This is a genomic window from Candidatus Methylospira mobilis (assembly GCF_009498235.1).
In the GTDB taxonomy this organism is placed as follows: Bacteria; Pseudomonadota; Gammaproteobacteria; order Methylococcales; family Methylococcaceae; genus Methylospira; species Methylospira mobilis.
The window spans coordinates 2,844,683-2,858,076 of the sequence record NZ_CP044205.1 but is presented as its reverse complement, the minus strand read 5'-3'; the positions used below and the strand labels follow the sequence as shown (position 1 = coordinate 2,858,076).

Sequence of the window (13,394 nt, the reverse complement as noted above, 5' to 3'; positions counted from 1 at the left end):
GGCTTGGGTGTTTTGGCTCTGTGGAGTGGTTCCAAACCCCGCCTTGCCATAAAAGTGAGATAGGCTCGCATGGGGTGCATATTTAAGGTAGAACGTATTTCAGCGCCTCCTCCAATCTACGCCATTCATCCGGAGTGCCGGGCAAGCCGAAACGCAGGCTACGCGGTTGCGTGTACAAACGAAGCAGTATCCGCTGTTCGGCAAAGTGCGTGTACAACCGTTCGGCCTGTTCGGTTTTAGTCCACTGAAAAAGCGCGGTTCCATGCAGAGGCGGCAATCCGTGGTTCTGAAGCAGCGCACTCAGCGCCTGGCTTTTGGACGCCAGTAAAGCGCATGCAGTCTCATGCCAGGCGAAATCCGCCAATGCGAGCCGGCCAATCCAGCGCGCTGCGCCTGAGACCGGCCATGGCCCAGCCAATTCGCGCAAGCGCTGCAGCACATCGCGTTCTGCGGCGACAAAGCCCAGCCGGGCGCCCGGACAGCCGAAGAACTTACCAAAGGAGCGCAATACGATCAGGCCGCTACGGTGGGTTTCGGCGATCACGCTCAACTGCGGCGTTGCATCCATGAACGCCTCATCGACCACCAGCCAGCCACCGCGTGCCCACAGCGCCTCATGCCAGCGCAGCAGATCATCGCGCGTGCGGCAGTCTCCGGTCGGGTTGTTCGGGTTGACCGCCACCAGCACATTCAGGCTGTCCAGTTGTTCCTCGGCGCCATCGGCGTCCAGTTCGGCTACTTCATGACCCCATTGTCGCCAGGCATGAGCGTGTTCGGCATAAGTAGGACTCAGCACCCCGACACGGCCGGGTTCGCGCAATTTCGGCAGCAATTGAATGGCGCACTGACTGCCGTCGACCGCCAGCAAATCGTGCGCGCCATAGTAAACGCTGGCAGCTTCGATCAAACCGTCGTCTTCTTCGGGCAAACGCGTCCAGCATCGCGCTGGTATTTCCGGTATCGGCCAGGCATAGGGGCTGACGCCGGTGGACAAGTCTAGCCAGTCTTCGATTGGCGTGCCGCTGGCCGCGGCGGCGCGCGCCAATCTGCCTCCATGTTCAAGCAAGGGATATTCCCCCGAAAACACTCAGCGCCAGCCATAACAGCAGCGCCCGTTGCACCAGTCTGATGGCGCGTTCGATATCGCGGACTTCAGCCCGCCGTCCGAATCCCAATGGCGGACGTTGCGTCAGCTCGCCATGGTAACTGGCTGCTCCGCCCAGTTCGATTTGCAAGGCGCCGGCGCCTGCCGCCATTACCGGACCGGCGTTCGGGCTTTTCCAGTTTGCGCCCTGCGCGCGCCAGGCGCGCAACGCGGCAGGCGTGTGACCGCATAGCGCATAAGACAACGCGGTCAGGCGCGCCGGGATATAGTTGAGCGCATCGTCCAGACGCGCGGCGGCCCAGCCAAAATCCCGGTAGCGGGTATTGCGATAGCCCCACATCGCATCCAGCGTATTGGCCAGTCGATAAACGACGACGCCGGGCAGGCCCGCCAGAAGATACCAGAACAGTGCGCCGAAAACCGCATCGCAGCCGTTTTCCAATACTGATTCTGCAGTGGCGGCGGCAATCTGTTCCGCATCCAGCGTTTGCGTGTCGCGGCTTACCATGCGCGCGATGGCCAGCCGTCCCTGATCGAGCTGTCCCGCCAGCAAGGCCTGCTGAACGGAAATGGCGTGTTCGCTCAGGCTTTGTCCTCCCACGGCCAGATAAAGTCCGGCGATCGACAGCAACGCGCCGAGGTAAGGCATGTTTTCGATCAGCGTCGCAAGCGTAAGCGCGGGCAGCAGCAGGATGGCGACGGAGGCGGCGCCGCGCAGACGCCGGGCATTCGCCGTCACGCCTTGTTGCGGGCCGTAGATAGCTTGCTCGGTTCGAGCCGCCAGACGGCCGAACCCGATCAGCGGGTGATAGCGGGACGGTTCGCTCAGCCACCGATCCAGTAGCGCGGCAATCGGCATGACCAGCATTCGGGTTGAGATATCCATATGTTCAAACCTCTATCAAGGCGCAAGCAGCGAGAGCGCTTGCTTCGCTGATTTCTATCATCGCGCCCAGTACGTCGCCGGTGCAACCGCCGATACGCCGTATTGCGACTGAACGCAGCCCCCAAACGGCCAAAACTGCCGCCAGCAGCGGCCATGGTCCCAGCGCCAACCACGCGCAAAAAGCGGAAACGGCAAGCGCCGTTATTGCGGGCCGCCTCGGCAGATTTTCCACCAGCGGCGAAGCGAGTCCCCGGATGCGCACATAGGGCGTGGTCAACAAGATCAGCGCAACGAAGCTGCGCCCGATTACCGGGATTAACAGCAGCGGCAGGTTGATGTGTTTTTCATAAATCGCCATCAGCGCGCCGAATTTCACCAGCATCAGTAAAACCACAGCCGCTACAGCCATCGGGCCGGAGCGAGGATCTTTCATGATAGCCAGACTGCGCTCGGCGTCGCCGTATCCGCCGACGTACGCGTCCACGCAATCGGCCAGTCCGTCGATGTGCAGGCCTCCGCTAATCACAACCCAGGCAGTCAACAGCAAACCTGCCGCCAGACCCGGTGCGGCGTGCTGGTATTGCAGCGCGCCTTGCAACAGCGCAAGGGCCATACCGATCAGCAAGGCCACAAGCGGATACATCACCACCGACCAGCCCAGCGCCGCCGGTCCAGGCGTCACCGTGCGCGGAACCGGGAAGCGCGTTAGAAACTGTAATGCAAGCCAGAAGGAGGTAAAGTTCATAAACCGGGTTGATTGCTTGATTTTATTTCGGCGGTCAGGTTGCCAGCGTTTGGCCTTGTCCGTCCAAGCGTGTTTCTCATGGCGTCACGGTCCAGTTCGCCTTCCCACGACGCAATCACTACGGTGGCTACGCTGTTGCCGACCATGTTGGTCAACGCGCGGCATTCGCTCATGAATTTATCGATGCCGAATACGATCGCCATGCCGGGAACCATCGCCGGGTCTATCGCTGCGAGCGTTGCCGCCAGGGTAATAAATCCGGCGCCGGAGACGCCGCTGGCGCCCTTGGATGTGAGCATGGCCACAACCAGGATGGTTGCCTGCTGCCCCCATGTCAGATCGATGTTCAGGGCCTGGGCGATAAATAATGTCGTCAGCGTCATGTAGATATTGGTGCCGTCGAGGTTGAACGAATAACCGGTGGGAATAACCAGACCAACCACCGGTTTTGAGCAACCCAGTGCCTGGAGCTTGCTCATCAAACGGGGCAATGCGCTTTCGGATGAGCTGGTGCCCAGTACCAGCAACAGCTCATCCTTGATAAATAGAAGGAAATGCAGAATGTTGAAGCCGGCAATACGCGCGACTGTCCCCAGGACCACGACTACAAACAGGGTGGCGGTCAGATAAAAGCCGGCAACCAGCCCGGCAAGGCTGGCGAGGGATTGCGGGCCGTATTTGCCTATGGTGAACGCCATCGCGCCGAAGGCTCCGATCGGGGCTGCTTTCATAATAATGGAGAGGATGCCGAACATCACATGAGCGATATCTTCGATAAACACGCGCATGGCCTGACCGCGTTCGCGTAGCGCCATCAGTGAAAAGCCGAATAATACCGCGACCACCAGCACATGCAGTATATCGCCCGCCGCCAGCGCGCCGAAGAAACTGTCGGGGATAATACCCAGTACGAAATCGACGGGTTTTAGTTGGGACGCTTTTTCAGCGTAACCGGCCACGGACGAAACATTGCTTGGACTGCTGAATCCTCGTCCGGGCTGCAGAATATTACCGACCAGTAAGCCAATGATCAGCGCAAAGGTCGAAATCACTTCGAAATACAGTAAGGCCTTGACACCGATGCGTCCGACTTTTTTAGCATCCTGAATGTGGGCGATACCCGATACCACGGTGCAAAAAATGATGGGCGGAATCATCATTTTTATCAGTTTGATAAAGCCCTCCCCGAGCGCTTTTACCGCTGCGCCGGAGGCTGTTTCCGGGCAAAAAATGCCCAGCAAAATACCTAGCGCGATGGCAATAAGCACTTGAACGTAAAGTTGACGACACAAGGGGAGTATATGCATATGACGTTACTGAACCGTAGAGAACTGCGAAAAGGGTTGCGGGTGTACTCCGATATTCATTCCCCACCTGTTCTCGAAAACCAATTCATCCACATTGCGGCGTTTTTCCCAGTCGGTCATTTCCAGCATCGGTTGCGGATAGAAAGCTTCGACGTGTCCCAGGCACAGTATCGCCACCGGTTTTCCGCCATCGGGGATGCCGAGAAGTTCAGCCAGCTCAACGGGGTCGAAAAACGATACCCAGCCCAGCCCCAGGCCTTCCGCACGCGCGGCGAGCCACAGATTCTGTATCGCGCAGGCGACCGAGGCCAGATCCATTTCCGGCAGCGTACGCCGGCCGAAAACATGCTTTTCCCGATCATCGCTCAGCGCAGCTACCAGCAGCACGCCGCAGTCAAGTATGCCTTCGACTTTCAGCTTGCTGAACTCGTCTTTTCTGTTTCCCAGCGCTTCAGCGGTTTTTTGGCGTTCGCTTTCAACCTGTGCGTGTATTTGCATGCGCAGGGCTGGGTCGGTAATCCTAATGAAGCGCCAGGGTTGCATGTAGCCGACGCTGGGCGCATGGTGGGCGGCCAGCAGCAAGCGCTCGAGCACGCGCGGGTCGATCGGGTCGGGCCGGAAGTGGCGCATGTCGCGGCGCTCGCGGATAACGCGGTAGACGGTTTCGATTTCTTCCGCGCTGAAGTCCGACATACTCAAAGCTCAATCCCTTTTTGCGCGCGTATGCCCTGTTTGAAGGCGTGTTTGATGTTGTTAACTTCGCTGACGGTATCGGCTATATCGATCAGTTCGCGTATCGCGCCGCGCCCGGTAATAACGACATGCTGTCCCGCCGGACGTTGATGCAACGCGTTCAGTACGCGCTCCAGCGGCAGATAGCCGAATTTCAGCACAATGTTGAGTTCATCCAATACCACCAGATTGATAGCGGGGTTGCTCAGCATGGTTTGCGCGACTGTCCAACCGGCTTCCGCAGCCTGAATGTCGCGGTTGCGATCCTGGGTTACCCAGGTGAAACCTTCTCCCATGACGTGATATTCGACCTCATCCGGAAAGCGCCGGAAAAATGTTTCTTCGCCGGTGGAAAACGCACCTTTGATGAACTGCACGACGCCGGCTTTCATGCCGTGGCCCAGGGAGCGAGCTACCATGCCGAAAGCCGAACTGCTTTTGCCTTTGCCGTTGCCGGTTATGACCAGCAGCAGGCCTTTATCGTGCGTCGCGCCGGCTATCAGTTCGTCAACCACCTTCTGTTTACGCAGCATGCGTTCGCGATGGCGTTGATTGCATATGGATTCTGCGGTCATGTATAGGGGCTATCCCTCGGATAAAAACCAGCTCGCAACCAGAGCCGGATTGGATGGAAAATACCAGTGAACATAGGATGCCAGCAGCGAACCATGCCGGTAAAGGGCTTCTCCCGTTCTACCGTCCTGGGTTTGCGCCTGAAAACAGGGTGTCAGTGTAGTATCGAATCGGGAGTAATGGAAGGTATGACCGCGTATGCTTGCTCCGGCAATCAGCGCCTGCTGTGAACCGATCGCATGCAGGCGTTGCCCCATGTGCGCTATGCCTGGCAGCAGGCCGAGCATGGCATGCCGGTTGCCGTTCAGATCTTCCAGCGCATCGCCTAGCGTCATCAGACCACCGCATTCGGCGAGCAGCGGTTTATTTTTCTCGACATGGCTGCGCATCTGTTGCCGTAAGCTTTCGTTGCGGCTGAGTTCAGCCGCAAACAGTTCCGGGTAGCCTCCGGGCAGATAAATTGCATCGGCGGCAGGCAGCGCGTTATCCTTGAGCGGCGAGAAAAAAACGACTTGCGCGCCAAGTTTGCGCAGGCAGTCGATGTTGGCGCGATACAGGAAACAAAAAGCATTGTCGCGCGCGACTGCAATGGTTTTTTCATGCAACAGGGCTTCTGCCAGCGGTTGGGTAGCCGGTTGCACAAATTCAGCAGGCGCCGGCAGCTCCGCCAGACAGCTTGCGCCGACGGCTTCGGCCAGCCGGTCGAGCCGCTGGTCGAGCCCGTCGATTTCCGCCGCGATCCGGAGTCCCAGGTGACGGCTTGGCAGCGTCGCGTCCGGGTTGCGGGGCAGGGTTGCAAGCTTGATGTGCGATGGCAGGGCGGCGCGTAACAGTTCTGCGTGACGTTCCGATGCAACGTTGTTGGCTACCGCTCCGGCAATTTTCAAGCTGTCGCGAAAGGTAGCCAGCCCGTGCAGCACGGCGGCAAAAGTCTGCGCCATTTTCGATGCGTCGATGACCGGCAGCACCGGTAAGCCGAAACATTCGGCCAGATCGGCGCTGGAGGGCGTGCCGTCGAATAATCCCATTACGCCTTCGACCAGAATCAGGTCATTGCCGGCTGCGGCTTCGTGCAGCAGTTGCCGGCAATGATCTTCGCCCATGATCCAGGTGTCCAGGTTGTAAACCGGCTGGCCCGATGCTTGTTCCAACAGGCCGGGGTCGATGAAGTCCGGTCCGGTTTTAAAGCAGCGTACACGCAGGCCTCGACGACTATGATAACGGGCGATGCCTGCGGTCACCGAGGTTTTGCCGTGACCGGAAGCCGGTGCGGCAATCAACAAGGCGGGGCATGATGGAATATTTGGCATTGATATGCGGTCGGGGTAAGCCGTACCCAGGGGCAACGGGGATCTTCAGACAACGAACGAGTCAAGTTTTCTGGAAGGATTATAGCGGAATTCGAGAGTCGGCCTGATATCTTAGGGCGCCGTATGCGCCGAAGACCGGATGCAATCCTGTTCATAATATGCTCAACCCAACGCAGTTCATGGAACCCATGCCTTGAATGCCTGAGGGTGTCGAGAGCAGGGACGTTCAGTAAAATAGTTTGTGACTATTCAGCTCATGAGAGCCTTATACGGAAAACGCATCATTAAACGGGACTGCAATGTAATCTTCGAATAAAGCATCTTTGCAGTAGCGGGCTCTAGCCCATGATCGGCCTTAAACCCGCCCCCGCAGTGGTATACAACGGTAGTCGAATAGTTACAATAGCTTTAAATTACTGCCGGATTTAAATACGACAACGCGCGCCATGGGCTGTAGTATAAACGGACGGACATCCGTATGGGCATGCGCCTTATGTATCGAACTTTATGGAGTGAGTAACGATGAAGATACCGGATGCCACTGCCGCCAACCAGAAGCCTGACGGACCGGCATATCAAATGCCTGTGCTGTTCATCGGTCACGGCAGCCCGATGAACGCCATTGAAGATAACGAGTTCAGTCGCGCATGGAGCCGGATTGCCCAGTCGTTCCCCAAACCTGAGGCAATACTGTGTTTGTCGGCTCATTGGGAAACCGCCGGCACTTATGTGACAGCGATGCTGCAGCCTCGCACTATTCATGATTTTGCTGGTTTCCCGCAAGCGCTTTTCGATCTGGAATATCCTGCTCCCGGCGAGCCTGCACTGGCGGAACGGATACGGCAGACTGTCGAAGGAGTCGCAATCAAGCCGGATTTTGACTGGGGTCTGGATCACGGGGCGTGGTCTATCTTGCGCCGTATGTATCCGCAGGCCGATATCCCGGTTCTCCAACTGAGTCTGGATCACAGCAAACCCGCACAATTTCACTATGATCTGGGCAGGGCTTTGAAAGTGCTGAGGAATCAAGGCGTGCTGGTTCTCGGCAGCGGAAACATCGTTCATAACCTCGGAGCCGTGATCTGGAAAGATATCGCTCATGATTGGGCCATTGCCTTCGATCAGCAAATCAGGAAGTTGATTCTGGCCGGTGAGCATGACGCGATTATCCATTATCAGCAATTGGGCGAAGCCGCGCGTTTGTCCGTGCCTGCATTCGATCATTTTTGTCCGCTGCTGCCTGTACTGGGGCTGCAGGATAAAGGGGAAGCAGTTACATTTTTTTGCGAAAAAGTCACTCTGGGCGCTATTTCGATGAGTTCTGTGCTAATAGGCCAGAACAAGCCGGATCAGGTTTAAGTTCAATGATGTCAGTCACTTCGCTATATTATTTGTAACTATTCTGCTACCGTCTTATGTCACTAGTGAGGATAAAATGCATATCATAGAGTGGGTTCGGCAGTATGGTTATTGGGCTGTATTTATCGGTTCGTTTCTAGAGGGCGAAGCGGTATTGCTGATTGCGAGTTTCGCAGCATATCAGGGCTATTTGTCCTTTTTTTGGGTCGTGGCTTTATCCATGGGCGGCAGTTTCGCCGGCGATCAGTTGTATTTCCTGTTGGGAAAACATTACGCGCCGCAACTGCTGCGCCGCTTTCCCGGCATCGAACCGCGCATCATGAAGATACGCGCGCTGATGCAACGCTACCATCGACGTTTGATTTTTACGATGCGCTTTCTTTACGGGCTGCGTATAGCAGGCCCGATCGCGATAGGAATGAGTGACGTAACCTGGCGGCAATATACGCCGCTGAATTTTTTCGCGGCATTGTTATGGGCTCTGGCTGTGGGCGCTCTGGGTTATGTTTTCGGCAGTACCCTGGCGCTGGTGGTTACCGATCTGCGTCGAATAGAAGAGGGGGTAATCGTGGGGATCGCGTTGCTTGCTCTGATAGGGTGGTGGCTGCACTATACACGCCGAGTCAAGCTGCCTTGGCATATCGAGTAAGCTTGTGTTTCAGGCGGCGTTGCCCAGCAGCAGCTCGAATTCACCGATCGGTACCGGCTTGCTGAACAGATAGCCCTGAAAATGATTGCAACCGTGACGGGCTAGAAAGTCCAGCTGTTCCTGAAGCTCCACGCCTTCGGCGATGACCGATAGTCCCATGCTTTTTCCCAGCGCTATGATGGCGCAGGCGATGGCGTCGTCGTTAGGGGCTATCAACACGTCGCGTACGAAAGACTGGTCTATCTTCAGCTCGTCAAGCGGCAATCGTTTCAGATAGGACAAAGAGGAATAGCCGGTGCCAAAATCATCCAGCGCGAAACTTACGCCGATGGATTTCAAGGAAGACATTTTATTGATGACGTCTTCCACTTTTTCCATCAGCATGCTTTCGGTTAGTTCTAGGTTGAGTTTTGCCGGGTTGGCGCCGGTGTTGTTGAGTATGTTCTGCACTCGTACCACAAAATCCGGTTGATGGATCTGCTTTGCGCTGACATTGACGGAAAGGTGCAAGGAACTGGTTTTCGTATCGTTTTCCCATGCTTTTAACTGTTGGCAGGCCGCCTTCAGCACCCATTCTCCAATGTGCAGAATCAAGCCGTTTTCTTCCGAAAGCGGGATGAATTCGGCGGGAGAAATGATTCCCTGCTCCGGATGAAGCCAGCGCAGCAGTACCTCGGCGCCAAAAATCCGGCCGCTGGAATCGACTTTGGGTTGATAATGAAGCCGCAACTGATTATCGGGGACCATATTGCGCATCCAGGACTCCAGCCGCAGTCTCGACTCCAGTATGGACTGCATTTCCGGGTCATAAAAGCGCATGTTGTTGCTTCCTTCCTTTTTTGCCTGGTACATGGCGGTATCGGCGCGTTTGAGCAGTTCATCCACTCCAAACTGGCTGCCGAGAAAAAGGCAAACACCGATACAGGACGAACTGTAGTATTCCTGCCCTTGCAGGCTGAACGGTCCGCGGCAGGCTCCCAGCAGTTTTTCGCCGACTATTTCGGCCTGTACGACCGCCTGCCGGGTTTCCATGTCCAGATTATTCAGGATGACGACGAATTCGTCTCCGCCCAGTCTTGCCACTGTGTTGCCTTCATGATGAGCTGTTTTATGCGGATTTTCGCCAGCGATTTCAGACTCCGATCCCTGCGTGTATAGCATGGCGGTGAACCCATCTCCGCCCAGTCTGGCCACCGTGTCGCTTTCACGCAGCGTGGTTTGCAGGCGCTCGGCCACTTCGATCAATAATATATCGCCGAGCTTGTGTCCTTTACTGTCGTTTAGAATTTTGAAATTATCCAGGTCGATAAACAGCACGGCTCCATGTCTTCTATGCCGGTTGCCGGCAGTGATCGCCTGCTGTAGCCGGTCGAGAAGTAAACGGCGATTGGGCAGGTTGGTCAGGGGATCATAGAAGGCAAGGTCGTGTATCCGGGCCTCTGCGGCCTTATACTTGGAAATATCGGAAAATGCGCCGACGGAAATATGCGTCTGCTCGTTGGGATCGGAAATACAGCTGACGGTCAGCCATATCTCCATTAACGCGCCGTCCTTGTTTCTGCACCAGGCTTCTCCCTGCCAGCATTGGTCGTGCAAAAGGATTTCCTGCATGTGGTGAAGGAACGGAGTTTGATTCCGCCCGAATCCGATCATGACCGGAGGGGCGCCGATTACTTCTTCGGGCTGGTAACCGGTCAGCCGGCAGAAGGCTTTATTGACGCGCAGGATGATTTTTCTTTCATCGGTAACGAAAATGCCTTCCTGGGTTTCAAAGGCGGTCGCGGCGATACGCAGTTCATCTGCGTTGGATTTCATGATGGACGTTTGATGGCGTAACTCCAGCGCCAGACCGATGCTCATCAGCAAGATCAGTATGAGAAATGCAAGACCAGGGCTATAGAAGGAGTTGATGAGCCCCAAGTCTATCAGCATGCCCCATAGATAGGTGGCGACAAGGAGTAAAACGCTGGTCGCCAGAAATATCCCGTCCCGCCGTTGTCCCTGCCTGAATTGCACGGCGCTACGGTAAAGTGCCCAAATCAGGATACCTAAATGGGTCGCGCGCGGAATCGATGCATAAGATCCTGTTTTTCCTGAAAATCTTGGCAATATTTCTCCCCAGGGCAAAATCAGCGGCGCCGCTTTATCCAGGGTTGCGTACCGTGTGCCGTAAGGAGATAGGCAATTGGCTATCATCAGGCCGCCCAGAATCAGCGCTATGCCGATCAACCAGGGCTTGATTCGGCGTTGTTGCGTATAGATCGCGACAAAGGCATAAAAAACGAGGAAGAAAAACCCGATGAGCGTTGACTGCCATTTGATGGCTACCGCTGCCGCGGCAACGGTGTCAACCAGATAATAATTGACTGTGGTGAACATGAAGCCCGCCGCCAGGAGGCACAGCAGCGAGAATACCCGGTAAAGTTTCGTGCGGTATCCCGCCAGAGCGACAAAGCTTGCCTGAATGCCTATCGCGAATATAAATCCCGCGCTGACCAGATAAGAACCGATAAGAAATGAGCTGTTCGAAATGATCATCGCAGACGCTGACGCTTTTAACGTTTAACAATTCATGCTCCACACAGTCGCATGCCTGAAATACCCAGTCTTGCACTATACTGTCCATTATATTGTATGCTTTGTTTTACAACAGGGTATTTTGGCTGCGGATGTGGTTTTTTTCCGGAGCCGGAAACCGGTTCCGGGAGCGTTTCCCGCTACAGAGAGAGAATCAGTCCCATATGACGGTACATAGACCGCGTAAACATTTTTCGATGATTCGAGAACTCCATCTTGCCGACTGGTTCACATTGGCAAACGCAGTCTGCGGAACGGTGGCGTTGTTTTCCATGATGACGTATCTGCAAACCAGCGAAGTCAAGCATGTATTATTTGCAAGCGGTCTGGTCTTTGCCGCTTTTATCTTCGATTTTCTGGATGGGCGGGTTGCCCGGTGGCGGCGGAAAATTTCTTCCATGGGGCGCGAGCTGGATTCTCTTGCCGACATCATCTCCTTCGGAGTAGCCCCGGCCGTCATTGCGTACGGTTGCGGAATGCAGGGCTTATACGACCGCATTGTCCTGGCTGGTTTTGTTGCATGTGGCGTTTCCCGCCTGGCCCGCTATAACATTACGGCCGAGTCGCTGTCGGACGGTGGCGATAAAGTGAAGTACTTCGAAGGGACGCCTATCCCAACCTCGTTACTGCTGGTATTGTTGATGGCTGCCGCTGCTTCTCAGGGTGCTTTGCGCGAATCTCTTTGGTTCGGACAGGTGGTTTTTGCCGGTTTAACGCTTCATCCGATGGTGTTGTTTTTCGCGGTTTCCGGATCTCTTATGGTCAGCCGCATACAATTCCCAAAAATTTGAGCGGGTTTTTTTCGATTTGGTTTTTGTCAGCTTGCTGCATATTGCCATTCCAGCGACTTCAAACATGAATTACCATATTAACTATATGGTAGTCTCTTGACATTGCCCTTTATTTACAGCTTATAATCGCAAGCCAAGCAATCACTGCGGCGGTTATGCCGCGCAAGATTTATCTGGTCATGAGCAGAGCAGATCCAGTTGTTTACTCTGCGGAATGCGCTACTTCGCACCATACCCTTACTCTCGTTGAATTCGTGGTCGGCTCGGTTTCCGCCCCTACGGCATTCCGCTGAACAATCGAATAAGCGGGAGTCCCATTGAACCCAGATAAATCTTTTTGATAATTCCATGACGCAACTTCCAAAATACCTTTCCATCTTTTCACCCAGCACGGCCAGCGAACGCAAGGACAATTTCGATATTTACTGGAATTTTACACAAGAGCATTCCGGAGAACTGCTGGAGCAGGAACAGAGTTTGTCCAAGAAAAAAGCCAAGCTTGACTCTTTCCAATCTCAGCCGGTGCAATTGCGGCAACCGTTTCAGAACCCGGATGCTTTCTACAGAAATTATGTGCAGCTACAGGATGCCGCAAAGACGCTGGATCGTAAAACGTTGCTGTTGACCTGTATTTATAAATTCGCCCGCCACGAATGGGTGGGCATTACCGGCGCCTGGGCGGCTACGCCGGATATGGCGAACTCCAGACATGTAACGGACAAGATCAGCCGTTATCATCTTGCCGAGGAGTTTTCACACATACGCTTGTTTCATGAAATGTTCCTTACTTTCCGTCTGGATCAGGTCGAGTGGGTTCCGTTGAGCTTTACCCTGCGCAAGGTTTATGAATTGTTTCCCAAACTCCCCGAAGACTTGATGAGTCCTTTTGCGTTTGTCACCGAGCTGATGGGTATCATGTTCTACCGTCGCGTCGATGCCTTGCTTGATGAGGTTTTTGCCGACGAACCAGAAGCAGCAGCCCGGTTACGCGAATTGCTGAACGAAATCACCATAGACGAATTGGCGCATATCGGCCAACGCCGCAATTATCTTGGAGCGATGGGACTGAAGCTGTCCCAATGGATGACGCCGGCCCTGTTCCGCATGTTTTTTCATGACATTCCGGAAACCGCGTTATTGTTTGATCTGGAGCTGATGATTCAGGAAGCGCTGGTATTCGATTACAGCGAAATTCCCGCTCCCTTGATGCGGAAAACCTGGATACCCAGTTATTGCATCGCGCCGGCTTAAGCGCAATCGGTTAATTGTTTCAAGAACCCTCTCCCGTATCGGGAGAGGGTTGTCATGCGCTCGAACCTTTTGGCTATTTGAATAGCCTTCCTTCCCCCTGGATTTCAAT

Annotated in this window: 12 protein-coding genes; 4 read left to right on the top strand and 8 right to left on the bottom strand. The window is 54.9% G+C overall.

Going from position 1 to position 13,394, the window contains the following annotated elements:
* Window positions 1–82 precede the first annotated feature (82 nt).
* Genes cobD through F6R98_RS12940 form a run of 7 tightly spaced genes read right to left on the bottom strand, consistent with a single transcriptional unit; the run spans window position 83 to window position 6,658 of the window.
* Window positions 83–1,066, bottom strand: a complete 984-nt coding sequence (gene cobD, locus F6R98_RS12970; RefSeq protein ID WP_153249389.1) for a threonine-phosphate decarboxylase CobD — start codon at window positions 1,064–1,066, stop codon at window positions 83–85.
* Complete coding sequence (gene cbiB / locus F6R98_RS12965) at window positions 1,059–1,991, bottom strand: adenosylcobinamide-phosphate synthase CbiB (protein WP_228124866.1); 933 nt, start codon at window positions 1,989–1,991, stop codon at window positions 1,059–1,061. Before cbiB ends, cobD begins: the two co-directional genes overlap by 8 nt.
* A gap of 4 nt (window positions 1,992–1,995) precedes the next feature.
* Entirely contained in the window at window positions 1,996–2,736 is a 741-nt protein-coding gene (locus tag F6R98_RS12960; RefSeq protein ID WP_153249388.1) for an adenosylcobinamide-GDP ribazoletransferase, read from the bottom strand.
* Complete coding sequence (gene dctA, locus F6R98_RS12955) at window positions 2,733–4,043, bottom strand: C4-dicarboxylate transporter DctA (protein ID WP_153249387.1); 1,311 nt, start codon at window positions 4,041–4,043, stop codon at window positions 2,733–2,735. The genes F6R98_RS12960 and dctA overlap by 4 nt, the downstream gene beginning before the upstream one ends.
* Window positions 4,044–4,049: 6 nt before the next feature.
* Entirely contained in the window at window positions 4,050–4,736 is a 687-nt protein-coding gene (bluB, locus tag F6R98_RS12950) for a 5,6-dimethylbenzimidazole synthase (protein ID WP_194269929.1), read from the bottom strand.
* Between the two features lie 2 nt (window positions 4,737–4,738).
* On the bottom strand, window positions 4,739–5,350 hold the full coding sequence (gene cobO, locus F6R98_RS12945; protein ID WP_153249385.1) for a cob(I)yrinic acid a,c-diamide adenosyltransferase: 612 nt from the start codon (window positions 5,348–5,350) through the stop codon (window positions 4,739–4,741).
* Window positions 5,351–5,359: 9 nt separating this feature from the next.
* Window positions 5,360–6,658: a cobyrinate a,c-diamide synthase gene (locus F6R98_RS12940; protein ID WP_153249384.1), complete on the bottom strand. Its 1,299-nt coding sequence runs from the start codon at window positions 6,656–6,658 to the stop codon at window positions 5,360–5,362.
* A 522-nt stretch (window positions 6,659–7,180) separates the two neighbouring features.
* Between F6R98_RS12940 and ygiD the strand changes: the two genes are divergently transcribed.
* Both ygiD and F6R98_RS12930 read left to right on the top strand, forming a co-directional pair.
* Window positions 7,181–8,017, top strand: a complete 837-nt coding sequence (gene ygiD / locus F6R98_RS12935; RefSeq protein ID WP_153249383.1) for a 4,5-DOPA-extradiol-dioxygenase — start codon at window positions 7,181–7,183, stop codon at window positions 8,015–8,017.
* Window positions 8,018–8,093: 76 nt separating this feature from the next.
* A complete protein-coding gene (locus F6R98_RS12930; protein ID WP_153249382.1) occupies window positions 8,094–8,666 on the top strand; it encodes a DedA family protein in 573 nt (190 codons plus the stop codon).
* Window positions 8,667–8,675: 9 nt separating this feature from the next.
* Here F6R98_RS12930 and F6R98_RS22630 read toward each other — a convergent pair whose 3' ends face one another.
* Window positions 8,676–11,204 carry an EAL domain-containing protein gene (locus tag F6R98_RS22630; RefSeq protein ID WP_153249381.1) on the bottom strand — a complete coding sequence of 843 codons (2,529 nt, stop codon included), beginning with the start codon at window positions 11,202–11,204 and terminating at the stop codon, window positions 8,676–8,678.
* A 203-nt stretch (window positions 11,205–11,407) separates the two neighbouring features.
* Between F6R98_RS22630 and pssA the strand changes: the two genes are divergently transcribed.
* Together pssA and F6R98_RS12915 are read left to right on the top strand one after the other, a co-directional pair.
* Complete coding sequence (gene pssA / locus F6R98_RS12920) at window positions 11,408–12,034, top strand: CDP-diacylglycerol--serine O-phosphatidyltransferase (RefSeq protein ID WP_153249380.1); 627 nt, start codon at window positions 11,408–11,410, stop codon at window positions 12,032–12,034.
* A gap of 348 nt (window positions 12,035–12,382) precedes the next feature.
* Window positions 12,383–13,285, top strand: coding sequence for a hypothetical protein (locus F6R98_RS12915; protein ID WP_153249379.1), 903 nt, complete (start codon window positions 12,383–12,385; stop codon window positions 13,283–13,285).
* Window positions 13,286–13,394: the final 109 nt, after the last annotated feature.